The organism is Azospirillum sp. (assembly GCF_050789165.1).
Genome location: NZ_JBOZRT010000115.1, coordinates 1 through 15,058, shown reverse-complemented (window position 1 = coordinate 15,058; position 15,058 = coordinate 1). Strand labels below are relative to the sequence as shown.

The window sequence follows — 15,058 nt, the reverse complement described above, 5'->3', positions numbered from 1 at the left end:
GCCGTCGGCGTCCGGCTCGCGGCCGAAGTGGCCGTAGGCCGCGGTGCGCGCGTAGATCGGCTTGTTCAGGCCCAGGTGCGTGCGGATGCCGCGCGGGGACAGGTTCACCAGCTGCTGCAGCACGTCCGACAGACGGTCCTCGTCCACCTTCCCCGTGCCCGCGGTGTCGATGTACACCGACAGCGGCTTCGACACGCCGATGGCGTAGGAGAGCTGGATCGTGCACTTGTCGGCCAGGCCGGCGGCCACGACGTTCTTCGCCAGATAGCGCGCCGCGTAAGCGGCCGAGCGGTCCACCTTCGTCGGGTCCTTGCCCGAGAAGGCGCCGCCGCCGTGCGGCGCCGCACCGCCGTAGGTGTCCACGATGATCTTGCGCCCGGTCAGCCCGGCGTCGCCGTCCGGCCCGCCGATCACGAAGCGCCCGGTCGGGTTGACGTAGAACGACGCCTCGTCGCACATCCAGCCCTGCGGCAGCACGTTGAGCACGTGCGGGCGGACGATCTCGCGGATGTCGGCCTGGGAGTAGGCCTCGCCGTGCTGGGTCGAGACCACCACCGAGGTGGCGCGCACCGGCTTGCCGTTCACGTACTGCAGCGTGACCTGGCTCTTGGCGTCGGGGCCGAACTCGATGGCGGCGCCCGAGTGGCGGGCCTCGGCCATCGACTTGAGGATGGCGTGCGCATAGTAGATCGGCGCCGGCATCAGGGCCGGGGTCTCGTTGCAGGCGTAGCCGAACATGATGCCCTGGTCACCCGCACCCTCATCCTTGTCGCCGGCGGCGTCCACGCCCATGGCGATGTCGGCGGACTGCGAGTGGACGAAGCACTTGACGTCCATCTTGTCCCAGTGGAAGCCGTCCTGCTCGTAGCCGATGTCCTTGACGGCGTGGCGGGCGACCTGGACCAGCATGTCGGGGGTGATGCTCTCCGGCCCGCGCACTTCGCCGGCCAGCACCACCTGGTTGGTGGTGGTCAGCGTCTCCACCGCGACGCGGGCGTACGGGTCGTGCGACAGGTAGAGGTCGACGATGGCGTCGGAGATCCGGTCGGCGACCTTGTCCGGATGGCCTTCGGACACGGACTCGCTGGTGAAGACGTAGTTCTGCTTGGCCACGGCAAACCTCTCCATTCCTGTACACACGCTCTGCACGCGCGTGTGGTGTGTACGCTTCTGGTCCGGTGCGAACAAGACCCTAACGCGTGATAGCGCCCGAGCCGCCGGCGCGGCAGCGGCGGGCGCCGCCTTCAGATCTTCACCAAATAATCGCTCAGGTCGATGTCGTCGCGGCGCGTCTCCCACGCCGGGATCGTGCCCCGCCACCGCTCCATGTGCCGCTGATTGATGGCCACGAAATCCTGGAACGCGGGGCGGGCGCGCACCGACGCCTCGTCCCAGCCGCCGGGATCGAACCGGCGCTCCGGGCCGGCGACGCGCTCCAGCGCGTCGGCGAAGCGCGTCCCCAGGGGATCGGGCCGGAGTTCGCCCCGCAGAAGAGGCGGAATCCACGCTGCGGTCTGGAACACGGTCAAGCGGTTGAACAGCGCGGAGCCGAAGACGATCTCCCGAAAGGTCGAACGGCGCACAACGCCCGCCACAGCTTTTTGGAAAGCCGGATTATGATCCAGTGGGCCGACGCGGAAGTAGCTGTCAACAAGGCTCAACTGGACCGCGATCAGCTCCATGAAGAAGTCGTTGTTCAGCAGGTCTGCCAGCAGGTTCCAGAGCGCCGAGCCTTCCAGTGTGATGCCCGACTGCTCGGCGAACATCCATTGGAAGATCTTAAACCGGTCGATGAACGGGTGGGAAAAGAACCATTGTTCCGCATCGACGTTCCGGAACACCAGTAGGTAACGCAGGTCGAAGTTCACCAGCTTCAACAGGTCCTGCTTGAAGCCGGCAAACACAAGGTCGGTGTAGTTGAATGGCCGCAGCAAGCACGCTTCGGGAACGGCGATCCTGCCGCTCAGGTTGACGCCGGGGATCGCGTCGCCGGGCGCCAGACGCAACAGGTCCGGCCGCCGGAGATAGGGGACCGAACAGTGGTCCAGCAGATAGTCCGTTACCTTGTCGGTGCGGATCTTGAGAATGAGTGCGCCGTCTGGACAGTGCTCCAGCGCTTGCGACAGCGTCACCATCTGCTGCACGATGTTCCCCGGTATGCGAATCCGCGGTGGCCGGGTCTCCACCCACCGGACGTCCTGGGAATCGAGGAAGCCGCGCAGGTCGGGATTGCCGGACACGTGGCCGTTCCAGGTCGACAGGACGATGCCGTCCAAAAGGCCCTGGGAACGCAGGCGCACGGCACGGCCGACCATCGAACGCACTTCACTGGGCGCGCGGACCGCTCCCGGAATGATCGCCCACCGCGGCGGCAACTCCCGGCCCGAAGCCGCGCGCCGCGCCCGCCGTAGGGGCAGTTGCGGGACGAGTCCATGCGGAATGACGGCGCCGTCCGGCTTACCGGCACCCAGAGCGGCCGCTAACCGGGGTGAGGCGGCGGTTCCGGCCTCCACCGCCTGACAGACGCTCCACCAGTAAGTATCCTGAGCTGGCTGATACAGCCACAGGGCGTCCGCCGCCGCCGCGCGCGCCCACCGCATCAGCTCGATTGCCTCGGCCGGGCAGCTGGCACGGTTGGCGAGGATCGACAAACGGTACAGCACCGCCGGCTCGGCCGGCGCCGCCACCACCATGGCGCGGAGCAGACTCTCTGCCGCAGTGTTGCCCCCGAATTCCAGCATCGCGGACCGCGCCGTTCCCAGCATCGCCGCCAGCGCCTTGCCGACGGGACCGTCGTGCCCCGCCGCCCGCTCAGTCCCGAGGAGCGCGGCGAAGCCGGCAAGGGCGGCGTCGGTTCGGCCATCCGCCAACGCCTTCTCGACGCCTTCGGCGGTGAGAGTCCGGAGGACCGCCACGTTGTCGGCGCTGCCCGGAAGGCCGGGAGCGAGGCGTTGGGCGCGGCCTCCCCATCGCAGGGCGTCCGGTACGGTGGAGTCGTTCTTCGCAAGGCAGGCACCGAAAAACTGGATGACCTCGGGGCACTCCGGCCACTCAATCAGAACGGCCTTTAGCAGCGTCAGGGCCGTGCTAAACGCGCCGCCCTGATAGGACGAAGCCGCTCGGATGATGCGGGGATCATTCTGTAGTTCGTTCATGGGGCGACGGTCACGTCGTGCCGGTTGCGCGTTTCAAATTACTGCCCACCGGGACAGGTACTCGCCACGGCGGAGCTGCGTCGGCCGCACAGTTGCGGCGCCCCCCCTGACGGCGCCGATCTCGGCGATGTCCCCACGGAGGTCCTGGACGATCGGAAGCGCGTTCCAGATCGGCGCCGAGCCGTCGCCGCCTCGGCACCCCGCATGTTCACCGCTGAATGCCCCACGTATCGCCGGACAGAAGCAAGCTGCTCATTGGATCTTACGTATGCTTTCCGAAATAGGGCAGCGGGACTGCAGAGCCTTACACCTGAGCGGTACGGTTGGAATCGGCGGCGGGGCTGCCAGAGAGGGATGGTGCTGCCAGAGAGGATTGAACTCTCGACCTCTCCCTTACCAAGGGAGTGCTCTACCACTGAGCTACGGCAGCGATCCGTGGGGCACGGTTGGTAGCAAAAGGAATCCCGCCTGTCAAAGCTCACTCTCGGCCATTCGAAAAAAATTCATGGCGGGTGGGACCGAGGAGCGCGGACGCCGTTCACATCGGGCAGGCGGGGGGTGCCCTGCGGAACGGCTTATGCCTACAGAACATGCGGCGCTTTGACATTTGACAAGCCAAGCTGCGATGCAGCAGATAATCCTACAAGGAAGCCGCGCCGAACATTCGACGCGGCCACTCAGTCCACTGGCTGCGTTGAGGGGTTCAATGCAACCGTAATGGCGATCGGGTTATTGATTAATTAACACCTAACCTGTCTGAAGGCGGGTTTCAAGTGATCCTCAGGCCGTTGGTCACCAACGGCCTTTTTTTCAACCGTTCCGGCCAGTGCAGAAGCGAATGCCATTTTTCGCCTCATGCGGAAAAACACGCCTACAGGTAATTGTCGTTTACCGGGAGGTGAGTCGCGGAAGCTGGGGTGCAGCAAGGTGTACGTCCGTTCCGGACATGTCAGCAATGGCGGACTCGATAGGTATTTGGGCACCGAGCTTGAAGTTGGGCTCTTGGAAGTTTCGTGTGGTCGATTAACGGTTGAATTCGACATGACGAATCAGCCGGGATGGATCGCGGCCGGCGCTGGGATGAGAAACGGCCATATAGGGGGAAGCATCTCCAACGCGGTCGTATCATTGAACATCTCTCTGAACTCTCTTGGCTTTCTCTCCCCTCTCCAGGTTCTCGACCAGATTGACCCTGAGCTTCCTCGGATCACGCTGCGCACGCAGATGACTGTGCCCTCAGCGTCCTGTACCGGCTGCGGCGCCCCATCCCGGCGGGTCCACGGCTCTTATTGGCGCTGCCTTGGTGACGTGGCCTGTTTCGGTCATCCGACCGTTCTGCTGGTCCGGGTCCGTCGCTTCCGCTGCACGGCACCCGCATGCCCCCGCCGCACCTTCGTTGAAGCGCTGCCCGACGTTGCACGCCCTCGGGCGCGCCAGACCGACCGGTTGCGCGCGGTACATCGGGCCATCGGCCTGGCGCTCGGTGGCAATCCCGGGGCCCGTCATGCCGCAACTATGGGCGTGCCGATCAGCCGCGCGACGCTGCTCCAGCGCGTTCGTGTCGGCGACCTGCCGCCGGTTGCCCCAGTGACGGTGCTCGGAGTGGACGACTGGGCCTGGCGCAAGGGCCAGCGCTACGGCACCATCCTGTGTGACCTGGAACGCCGACGTGTCATCGACCTATTGCCCGACCGCAGTGCCGACACGCTCGCGGCGTGGCTGACGGCGCATCCCAGCGTGGCTATGGTCGTGCGTGATCGGGCCGGAGCCTACGCTGATGGCGCGGCCCGTGGAGCCCCCGACGCCATCCAGATCGCCGATCGGTGGCACCTGCTGCGCAACGGCAGCGACGCCCTGCAGCGGATCCTGGAGCGTCATCATCGCGATCTGCGGGAAGCCGCGCGCTCGGCGGCACAGCCGCCCGAACCGCCATCGGAGGAGCCCGCAGCGCCGGCGCGGCGCCTGAGCGCGTCGGAACGGCGCTCGCTTGTCGCGCAGGAGCACCGCGACGCGCGCTTTGCCGAAGCGGCTCGCCTGCGCGAGCAAGGGATGTCCATCCGCGCGGTCGCTCGGAGCCTTGGCGTCGAGCGCAAAACCGTGGGCCGCTGGCTGCGCGCGGGGCGTGCGCCGACGTGGCGGCATTATGACCGCGGCACCAGCATCCTCGATCCGCATTGCGCTTACCTGGAGGAGCGCTGGCGGGCCGGCTGCCACAACGCCGCCGCGTTGTGGCGGGAACTCAAGGACCGAGGCTTCGTCGGGCAGTACACCGTCGTGCGGAACTGGGGAACCCAGCGTCGGCGCCAAGACCCGCCGGTCGAGGCAAAGCGCTCCTCCCGGAAGCCGCTGCCGGACAAGATGGCCGAGCCGCCGACGCCACGCAAAGCGGTGCGCCTGCTGACCGGCGAGGTCACCAAGCTCGATGACGATCAGCGCCGTTTCGTGAGCGCCCTGCTGGAGGGCTCCCCCAGTCTCGCCGACGCCGTTGCCCTCATCAGCCGGTTCGCGGCAATGGTGAAGGACAAGACACCCGATGCCTTCGATGGTTGGTTGCGTGAAGCGGAAGCCTCGGCGCTGCTGGCCTCGTTCGCCGCCGGGATCCGCCGTGATGAGGACGCGGTGCGCGCCGCCTTGAGCGAACCTTGGAGCAGCGGGCAAGTCGAAGGGCAGGTCAACCGGCTCAAGGTCATCAAACGCGAGATGTACGGCCGCGCCAGCTTCGATCTGCTACGCGGTCGCGTCCTGGGGCATGCCTGACGCGAAAGCTGGGAGAGAATGCACGCCCCGGTCATCCACGCGAAACTTCCAAGAGCCTGAAGTTGGTCGGCGGTCGGCTACGTCGCTGATGCGGTACAGGCTGAGGAGCCGATGGCCGCCACCGAGCTGAAGGTCGTCTTGGGGCGCGCCTTGGCGCCCCCCAAGCTCGGTGTCAGCGCTCGTACTTGGCGAGGCGGCTGCGCGCCTCCAGCACCTCGGCCACGGCCTGCTTGTGGCGCTGGCGCCATTCCTCGGCCTCTCCCAAAGCTTGTTCGTAGCGCCGCTCCAGGGCGGTCTTCTGCTTGCGCAGTTCGGAAAGCTCGCCGTCCAGGCGTTTGATCTTGTTCCGCAAAGCCACCTCGATGGTGGCCGAGCGGCGCGCCGTCCGGACGCGCGTCGGTTCGCCGTCCACCTCTACGATCTGGTTCTGGGTCGAGGTGCGCAGCTGTTCGATCAGCGGCTTGAAGTTCTGGTAGAGGTACTCCCGGCTGACGCCCGCCTTCTCGGCCACAGTCTTGAAGGTGATCGCTTCGCCGGCCTGCTGCATGTCGAGGATCGCGGCCTCAACCGCCCGGCGCTTGCGGACTCGCTTCTCCTCCGCCGCGGCACGCAGGCCGCTGGTATCTCCGGGTGTCGCCACGGTAGCTGCCCTCGGCCTTGATCGTGTCGATGATGCGGGTGACGTTTACAAGCAGGCCCTCGTTGTTCGCCAGCCGCTTTTCGCCGATCTCGGCCATGCGGGCGCGGCCATGGTCGTGGTACTCGGCAACCTCCTGCTTCAGGCGCGCGATGGTGCCGCGGATCGAGCGCCGCTCCGCGTCGAAGAAGGCCAGCTGGTCAATGTCGGCGCGGAAGTAGGTGCAGGTCAGGCAGGCCCGGTTGTGATCGCACCACTCTCCGATTTGGCCGGGCAGGGCGCAGAGTCCGCCGGGAACATCTACGGCGAGCACGGCGTCCTTGCGCACGGCCAAGTCGCCGATCTTCTCATCCACCTGCCCCTTGATGTCGATGTACCGGCCGCCGCCCTTTTCCAGCAGCGCCTTCTTTTTCAGCTGCAGGCGGCGGTTGATGTAAACCATCGTCATGTCGGCGGAGCCGTGGCCCAGCTCCAACTGGATCAGCACGATGTCGTGACCTTGCAGGGCCAGCTCGGTCCCATAGAAGTGCCGCAGGCCATGCCAGCCAAACTCCCAGGGGCGCCCGTCCGCGTCGTGGATGCCCTGCTCGATGATCCACTTGTTGATCTCGCCGAGGGTGTGGTTGGCGGTGACGTGCGTCTCGCCGTCCCCGGTTCGGGTGGGGAACAGGTACTTGGTGTCCTTTCCCCATGTCCGGCGCGCATCCGCCTGCTGATCCTGGATGGTCTTGATTACCAGGGCATGGGCGGCGTCCTCCTTGAGGAGGGGCTTGGTGTTCCAGCGCTTCACCTTGCCTTGGTAGAACGTCAGGATCATGAAGCGGTCGTCGTCTGGATCGTCCTTCAAGCAGTCGAAGTCGAGGGCATGAAGGTCGGCGCTCCGCATCCCGGTGTACCGGTCGAGGATCAGCAGGCGCTTCACGGCAGGGGCGAGGGCGTCAATCCTCTGGAACATCTGCTCAACGACGTCCTCGGGGATGGTGCGCTCCTCCACCTTCTGCTGGTAGCCGCGGCCGCCGGGCCATTGACCCTCGACGCGGCGCAGGTTTCGCTTGTCCAACTTGATGTCGCCCCAGCCACGGTCGGCCAGGTAGTTGGAGGCGTAGTGCACCATGTTGCAGGGGTCGGCGTACCAGTTCTTGCCGGCGAGCTTTCGCGCGTTGCCCCAATTCAAGAACGTCTCGGAGATGAACTCCCGAGTAATGTGTTCGAGCCGCGGGGTCTCGTGGGTCTCGCACAGGCAGCTTTCGAGCAGAACCAAGCGGGTGATGTACGAGATCAACGATCTTGGGCTCAGCTCCCTGTGCTCAATCTTGCTGAGAACGAAGCGCCGGGCCGCTTCCCGCATCCAGCCCAGCCTGAACTTGTAGAAGTGGAAGTAGGGTTCGCGCCGCTTGGCGTCGGGAACCTCGTCCTCGGAGTACACGTCCTGGAGCAGGATGAGGTCGCGCTGGTCCAGGGGCTTCAACTTCTCGCGTAGCACAATGAGCGTGAAGGTCAGATCGTTGGCCGGCATGCTGTTGCCGCCCCGGTACTCTGTTGCAGTGATAGTGCGGCTGCCGTCGGCGCCGCGGGTGACGTACGGCGGCGCCATGGAAATCGTCGACCAGCCATTGGCGGCCAACCAGTCCTCCATGATGGCCCGCAGGGGCGAGCTGCCGTTGCCGTCGCCGGTCTCGATGGGATGCCCGTAGTCGATCAGGTGAAGCGGCACGTTGCTCGTTGCGGCGCCGCTGGTCGAGGCGAGATGGGCACAGAACTCGATGAGCTTCACGGTCCGGTAGTGCCAATACCTGGATCGGGTCAGCGGCCGGGCCAGCCGCCATGCGAAGAACGCCTTGAGTTCGGTCCTGTACGGCTCTGGAACGGTGCTGAAGTCGTAACCGATGCCCCAGAGGTACTCGTCATCCAGGCCCGTGGCCGCGAGTTGGCGGCCAGCATCCCGATGCTTTCCTTGATCGGCTCGGCCAACGTGCCGAGGTAGAGCAGGGAGTCTCGTCGATGCCGAAGCAGTCGCGCAGGGTGAAGAACCCCCAGCGGTCCCGCTCCAGCAGAGTAGGGGAGAGGGAAGCGATCAAGGCGCGCAGGCCGCCGATGTAGGCGTCCTGCGCTCGGTTGGCATGGCGACGCTCAGAGCCACTTCAGCTTCTCCTCGGTGAGCGCCTGGCGCCGGAGGGCATCCATCCTGCCCGCGAGGTCCTCGTGGCTGCGGAGGCGCAGTTTGCGGTACTCGGCGTTGAAGAGGTGCTTGTAGATGCTGTTGGTGATCTGCGGGCTGGCGTGGCCGAGCCGATCGGCGACGTCGAGGAGGCTGTAGCCCTGGGCGATGGCTTCGCTCGCGTGCGAATGGCGGAACATGTGCCAGGTGAAATCGACGCCGGACTTCCGGGCGAGCCGGTCCTGGATGTCGTAGGCGTTGTCCTCGCTCAGGCCGCGGCCGATCCGCCCGCCCTGGACGTTGCAGAACACATAGTCGCTGCCCGCTTCGAAGGCCGGCAGGTATTCATCGCTGGCGACGTAGTCCTCGTACAGCCGCATGATGAAGTCGGGGACCGGGATCGGCCGGGATCGGCCGCTCTTGACGCGGGCCCGGTTCTCCAGGTCGCGTGGCGTCACCCAGATAACGTTCTCATCGAGGCGGACGTCATCGTGCAGCAGGCCCCGGGCTTCGCCGATCCGCATTCCCGTCGTGTAGAGGATCACCACCAGGAAGGCGTCACGGGCCAGTGTTGCCGCCTCGATGATCCGGAAGACTTGTTCCGGCAGCAGCCGGGAATCGGCCGCGCGCTTGGCGGCGGCAGCCCTGGCTTTCTTGTCGGCGCGCCGTTCGCTCTTGCGCCGGGCCTTCCGGCCGGAGATGTGATGGAGGAAGGGCTTGTAGGTATCCAGCCCATCGTAAGCCCGGTGTTTTTCGGCCTCGGCGAAGATCGTCGAGCTGAGGCGCATGTCGAGAAACTGGTAGAAGCCTTTGATGGCAAAGAGGATTTGGTTGTAGAGGCTGGCCGACAGCTCGATGTGCTCCTGGTGCAGCGGGATGATGTTCAGTGCCGCTTCAGCGTCCAGGCGATCACCGTGGCGGACCACGGCCTGGACGAAGCGGTCGAACTCCGGCGCCGTCAGTTCATGGAAGCCTTTGCCGAAGGCGCCCAGGTAGTTTCCCAGTCGGACGACGTGCTTGGCGTAGTGCTTGACGGTGCTGGGTGCATAGTGGCGAGCTTCCAGGTACAGCACAAACTCGCGGATCTCCGTCACCGTGCCGCCGGCGGTGTCGAAGGCGGTCCAGCTGACCGAACCCGAGGGCATGACGATGCGCTGGAGGTACATGACGTTCCTGACGCGCCGTTGACAGACCTACGGTATGCCTGTCAGGAACGTGGCTCAAACGCGCATAGTGGCTACGTATCTGACGTATCTGACATAGATGACGTGCCTACAGGTAATTCCATAAGATGCCTTATGCGATCTGATGCTGTAGGCGCAAAGTTAGAATGTCGCGCTCTGGCAAAGCAGAAATGTCAGTTTCCGGTCGGGGTCACGGCTGGGAGGCTGGCGGTGGGCTGGGTGGTGATGAGCGAGCGGGATCTTCAGCGGGTTGAGGTTTTGGCGGAGGTTGTGGGCGGGCGGCGAACGGCGGCGTCCGCGGCCACGGTCCTGGAGGTGAGCGAGCGGCAGATCTGGCGCCTGCTGCGGCGCTAGCGCACCGGTGGCGCCAGCGCGCTGGCCCATCAGGCGTGGGGCGCGGTCCGAGCCGGAGATCAGGAGTCGGTGCAGCACGGCGGTGAAGACCGCGCGCTCGACCGGGAACTCGAAGGCGCGTTCGGACACGACCTCCTCCAGCACGGCCCGACAGCCGGTGTCCTCCCACAGCCGCCCGAACAGCAGGGGCGCGCCGATGCGGCGGGCGGAGAGCTGTGGTCCATCCGCCTCCAAGGCGGAGAGCAACATCACCTGGTCGCAGAAGCGCGCTCCGGAGGCCAGCAGTGACGCCAGTGCCCCGGAGGCGGCCAGTTCGTCCACCCGGCCGACGGTGGCAATCACGTGCTGGCGCGTGACGCCGTCCTCCCAGCGGTTTTCGACGATCTGCAGATAGCTGCGTGGGCCGGACTTCTTGAGACGGAAGAACATGCTGGCCTCCAGAAGGACACCAGCATAGCGAAGCAAAACCCAGGATGAGAAAGGCTCAGAAGCGGTAGCGTGGCACCAGGTTTTCTGCTCAACCCGGGGAATTGGCCCGAAAACCCCAGCGAAATCAATGAGCCGCAACTACGACGTGCCGCTCAACTGTCCAAGTCGGGCCTGACATAACGGGATTTGCGTAGCATGGAAAAGGGCCGCCCAGATGGACGGCCCTGGAAGTCTTGCATCCCTCTGCAGGGATGGTTATGTATTAGTTAACGATAATTCCCTTATCGCCAACTTAGCCGTGTTGAACCCCTCAATACGGCCGTCTTTAAAGCCGCGCCATAACCCCTGGCGCGGCTTCTTTGTGCAATCTGTACGAGCATTCTTTGTTTGTCAAAGGGCAAACGCTGCACTGCACGAACGGTATAGATCCTCACGACCGTGCAACAGGATGCCGACTCCCAGAAGGGAAGCCGACTGGGAACACCGCAACCAGTTCCCAATCGTGCTGACTCCCCGGGAGGTGTAGGCAGGCGCTGGCCGGACCTAAACAAAGCTCTGGATGAAAGCCACAGCGCTGATGGCGGCTATGAGGAAGCCGAGCGTGATCACGACCGGCAGGCCGCGCGTGTGAGTTTCGACCTCTGGGCGCGCGCCCGCACTGGATGGACGCCCCCGCACGACATCCGCGTTATGACGCTGCGCCCATTCCTGGTGCGCGGCTCTTGCCACAGCCACCTGCTCTTCAGGAAGGCGGGACGGTAAGCCGCTGATGAAGATGGCGGATCCGATAAGCGCGCCAAGGGCGGCCACAAGCCGCACTCGCTTTTTTGCAGGCATTCCCATGGCGGGGAGTATGTCCGGCGTCCCGAAGCGACGCAACCGGGCAATGCGATGGATGCGCGCCAGCCTCGCGGTGGCATTTACCTAAAATTGTCCACAAGCGGATACCGCCGCCGCAACCTAGAATTTTCGAGCCCTGTTGGGCTGCGGCCTCCAGACGACTTGGAACGACCATGACGACCATCGCACCGGGATTCCTGACCACCAGAGGCGGGCAGATCATCGACAACTCGGGTGCTGCGGTGAAGCTGACCGGCGTCAACTGGTTCGGCGCCGAGGGCGACGCCTTCGCGCCGCAGGGCCTGTGGACGGACAGCTACCAGAACCACATGGACAAGATGAAGTCCCTGGGCTTCAACGTCATCCGCCTGCCCTGGTCCGACGCCATGCTCGACGCCGGCCGCATGCCGACGGGCATCGACTACGGCAAGAACCCGGATCTGGTCGGCAAGACCTCGCTGGAGGTCTTCGACAAGATCATCGACTACGCCGGCAAGATCGGCATGAAGATCATCCTCGACCACCACCGCTCGGGTGACGGCGCGTCGGCCAACGAGAACGGGCTCTGGTACACCAGCCAGTACCCGGAATCGAAGATGATCGAGAACCGGAAGATGCTGGCGACCCGCTACGCCAGCAAGGAAGCGGTCATGGCGCCGACCTGCACAACGAACCGCACAACCCGACCACGTGGGGCGGCAACCTGCTGGGCCAGAAGAACTACGACGTCAAGTTCTCGGCCGACCCGTCGAAGCTGGTCTACTCGGTGCATGACTACGGTCCGTCGCTGCACATGATGAGCTGGTTCTCCGACCCCAACTTCCCGAACAACATGCCGGCGAAGTGGACGGAGATGTGGGGCCGCCTGATCCAGAACGACCAGCACCCGGTGCTGGTGGGCGAGTACGGCTCGCGCATGGAGACGGCGATCGACCGGACGTGGATGCCGAAACTGGTCCAGTACATGAATGGTGACTGGGACGGCAACGGCAGCATCGACCTCAAGGCCGGCCAGCAGGGTGCCAGCTGGACCTACTGGGCCTGGAGCCCCGGCTCGGGCGACACCGGCGGCATCATGAACGACAGCTGGCAGGTCGACTACAACAAGTACAACGCCATCAAGGCCGGCCTGTTCTCCGGGGCAGCATCGCCCCCGACGACGCCGGCCCCGGCTGTCCCCTCCCCCACCCCCCCGGTTCGGCCGGAGACCCCCGCCACCCCGGCGCCCGTCTCGCCGTCCCCGCCGCCCGCCGCTCCGGCGGCGCGGCCGTTCGACGCCCTCGCCTACATCGCCAGCCACGCCGACCTCGCCGCCACCTTCGGCGCCGACCCCGTGGCGGGCGCGCGGCACTACCAGGAGTACGGCCACGCGGAAGGGCGCACCGTCAGCTTCGACCCGCTGGCCTACACCGCCTCCTACCGCGACCTGATCGATGCCTTCGGCACCGACCGCAACGCTGCGGCCCGCCACTTCATCGAGACCGGCCGGGCCGAGGGCCGCGCCACCGGCTTCGACGCCTACAACTATCTCGCCGCGCACCGCGACCTCAGCGCCGCCTTCGGCGCCGACGCCGAGGCCGGCGCGGCCCACTACATCCGCTACGGCGTGCACGAGGGGCGGGCGGCGCACGGCTTCGACGCGCTGCGTTATCTGGCCAGCAACCCCGATCTGATCGACGCCTTCGGCACCGACACGCGGGCGGCCGAGATCCACTACTTGATCCATGGCATCGCCGAGGGGAGGTCGGCAACGGCCTTCGACGCACACTTCTACGCCGAGGCCTACCCGGACCTGCACGCCGCGTTCGGCGCCAACCAGGACGCGGCGACGCTGCACTACGTGCAGTACGGCCGGGCGGAAGGGCGGATCGCGCCGATCGCGATGGACGCGGCGCTGGAACCACACGACACGGGCGTGGAGGTGTGGGGCTGAGCCTCCATGTCCTCTGGCCCGCCCGGAGCCTTAGCGAGTCGCGAGGAGCGCGTTGCGGTCTTCAGGCCGTCCTTATTTGAGCACCAGTTCGGAGGGGGCCCGGCTGCGGGGCCACAGGAGGCGCACGAGCATGACCAGGTTCAGCGTCATGCCCACCACGTCCGACACCACGCCAGGCACCGAGAAGACCAGCAGGTTGTGGGTAAGCCAGCACGGGAAGGCCACCGCCATTGCGACGCGGAACGGACGCACCTGGATCTGGTAGCGCGCCAAGCTGACGCAGCCGAATGCCAGCGCCGCGAAGGCCGAAGCCACGCCGTTCCAGGTTAGCGCTACACCGGCGGCGATGAACGGGAGCACCGCCAGATAGACCAGCCGGAATCGCGGCCGCGTCCCAAGCGGGACGGCGGCGACGACCTGGGCCGCGGCGAACAGGTTCATTACGCAACCCGTCCAGGCATCCAACAGAAGGTAATGCAGCGCGAAGCACAGATTCACGGCCAGCTGTCCCATCAACATGCCGAATCGGCTGCGGAACAGAGGCCACGCCATGCCGAAGGCCGCGCCGGCAAGGCCGATCCCCTGGGCGAACGGAGCGGTGAGGAGAGATTCGGTCATCAAACCAGCGGCACTTGGATGCGAGGCGTTGTCTTACCACGGCCCCGCTGACACCAGGGACTGTCGGGAATTTCGTGTACGGGCCATAACCGAGGGACCGAAGGAGGCCCCCTATGGCACGACGCAAAGCGCCCAGCATCCCGGACCACCTGCTCGATCAACTGCTCGCCGGGGCCGACCCGCAGAGCGCCTTCGCCAAGGACGGCCTGCTCGATGAGCTGAAGAAGGCGCTCGCGGAGCGGGCGCTGAACGCGGAAATCGATCACCACCTCGACGGCGCGGAACCCGATGGCCGGGCCAACAGCCGCAACGGCTATGGCCGCAAGACGGTGCTCACCGACACCGGCAAGATCACCCTCGCCGTGCCGCGTGATCGGCTCGGCACGTTTGATCCGCAGCTGATCGCCAAGTACCAGCGCCGCTTCCCCGGCTTCGACGAGAAGATCGTCTCGATGTACGCCCGCGGCATGAGCGTGCGTGAGATCCAGGGGCATCTGCGCGAGCTGTACGGCATCGAGGTCTCGCCCGACCTGGTCAGCGCCGTCACCGACGCCGTGCTCGACGAGGTCGCCGAGTGGCAGGAGCGCCCGCTCGAGCCCCTGTATCCGCTGGTGTTCTTCGATGCTCTGCGGGTCAAGGTGCGCGACGAGGGCACGGTGCGCAACAAGGCGGTGCACGTCGCCCTTGGCGTCCGCCCCGACGGCACCAAGGAGATCCTCGGGCTGTGGATCGAGCAGACCGAGGGCGCCAAGTTCTGGCTGCGCGTCATGACCGAGTTGAAGAACCGCGGAGTGGAGGACGTGCTGATCGCCATCGTCGATGGCCTGAAGGGCTTCCCCGAGGCGATCACCGCCGTGTTCCCGCAGGCCCAGGTCCAGACCTGCATCGTTCACCTCTGCACAGTCCGGTGAAAATGAACAGGCTGTCCGGTCGAAACTGAACAGCGCGTACGGCGGAAATCGAACAGGCCGTACGGCAGCATGAACACCCTGT

11 protein-coding genes, 1 tRNA gene and 1 pseudogene are annotated in these 15,058 nt (G+C 65.6%); 4 read left to right on the top strand and 9 right to left on the bottom strand.

Features of this window, described 5'->3' with window-relative positions; all coding sequences use genetic code 11:
• The 3 genes from metK to ACRWK7_RS25805 all read right to left on the bottom strand — a co-directional run.
• A partial coding sequence (metK, locus tag ACRWK7_RS25815; protein WP_431859192.1) for a methionine adenosyltransferase occupies positions 1-1,113 on the bottom strand: 1,113 nt, incomplete at its 3' end.
• A gap of 131 nt (positions 1,114-1,244) precedes the next feature.
• Complete coding sequence (locus ACRWK7_RS25810) at positions 1,245-3,155, bottom strand: hypothetical protein (RefSeq protein ID WP_431859191.1); 1,911 nt, start codon at positions 3,153-3,155, stop codon at positions 1,245-1,247.
• A gap of 355 nt (positions 3,156-3,510) precedes the next feature.
• A tRNA-Thr gene (locus ACRWK7_RS25805) sits at positions 3,511-3,585 on the bottom strand.
• 650 nt (positions 3,586-4,235) lie between these two features.
• Here ACRWK7_RS25805 and ACRWK7_RS25800 point away from each other — a divergent pair.
• Positions 4,236-5,912 carry an ISL3 family transposase gene (locus ACRWK7_RS25800; RefSeq protein ID WP_431859194.1) on the top strand — a complete coding sequence of 559 codons (1,677 nt, stop codon included), beginning with the start codon at positions 4,236-4,238 and terminating at the stop codon, positions 5,910-5,912.
• A gap of 172 nt (positions 5,913-6,084) precedes the next feature.
• Here the strand turns inward: ACRWK7_RS25800 and ACRWK7_RS25795 are convergent, their stop codons facing one another.
• The 5 genes from ACRWK7_RS25795 to ACRWK7_RS25775 all read right to left on the bottom strand — a co-directional run bounded on the left by ACRWK7_RS25795 (position 6,085) and on the right by ACRWK7_RS25775 (position 11,484).
• The gene (locus tag ACRWK7_RS25795) at positions 6,085-6,459 is read right to left on the bottom strand and encodes a DUF6262 family protein (protein WP_431859190.1); all 375 of its coding nucleotides are present in this window, start codon (positions 6,457-6,459) and stop codon (positions 6,085-6,087) included.
• 16 nt (positions 6,460-6,475) lie between these two features.
• Positions 6,476-8,323, bottom strand: coding sequence for a tyrosine-type recombinase/integrase (locus ACRWK7_RS25790; RefSeq protein ID WP_431859189.1), 1,848 nt, complete (start codon positions 8,321-8,323; stop codon positions 6,476-6,478).
• 356 nt (positions 8,324-8,679) lie between these two features.
• Complete coding sequence (locus tag ACRWK7_RS25785) at positions 8,680-9,873, bottom strand: tyrosine-type recombinase/integrase (protein ID WP_431859188.1); 1,194 nt, start codon at positions 9,871-9,873, stop codon at positions 8,680-8,682.
• A 159-nt stretch (positions 9,874-10,032) separates the two neighbouring features.
• Entirely contained in the window at positions 10,033-10,674 is a 642-nt protein-coding gene (locus ACRWK7_RS25780; RefSeq protein ID WP_431859187.1) for a hypothetical protein, read from the bottom strand.
• Between the two features lie 543 nt (positions 10,675-11,217).
• Entirely contained in the window at positions 11,218-11,484 is a 267-nt protein-coding gene (locus tag ACRWK7_RS25775) for a hypothetical protein (protein ID WP_431859186.1), read from the bottom strand.
• A 203-nt stretch (positions 11,485-11,687) separates the two neighbouring features.
• Between ACRWK7_RS25775 and ACRWK7_RS25770 the strand changes: the two genes are divergently transcribed.
• Entirely contained in the window at positions 11,688-12,311 is a 624-nt protein-coding gene (locus ACRWK7_RS25770; RefSeq protein ID WP_431859185.1) for a glycoside hydrolase family 5 protein, read from the top strand.
• Positions 12,218-13,447, top strand: coding sequence for a cellulase family glycosylhydrolase (locus ACRWK7_RS25765; RefSeq protein WP_431859193.1), 1,230 nt, complete (start codon positions 12,218-12,220; stop codon positions 13,445-13,447). The genes ACRWK7_RS25770 and ACRWK7_RS25765 overlap by 94 nt, the downstream gene beginning before the upstream one ends.
• A 72-nt stretch (positions 13,448-13,519) precedes the next feature.
• Here ACRWK7_RS25765 and ACRWK7_RS25760 read toward each other — a convergent pair whose 3' ends face one another.
• Complete coding sequence (locus ACRWK7_RS25760; protein ID WP_431859184.1) at positions 13,520-14,065, bottom strand: YgjV family protein; 546 nt, start codon at positions 14,063-14,065, stop codon at positions 13,520-13,522.
• Positions 14,066-14,178: 113 nt separating this feature from the next.
• On the opposite strand from ACRWK7_RS25760, the pseudogene ACRWK7_RS25755 reads away from it, so the two are divergent.
• Positions 14,179-14,961: pseudogene (locus tag ACRWK7_RS25755) on the top strand (IS256 family transposase); the annotation flags it as partial.
• Between the last annotated feature and the right edge of the window lie 97 nt (positions 14,962-15,058).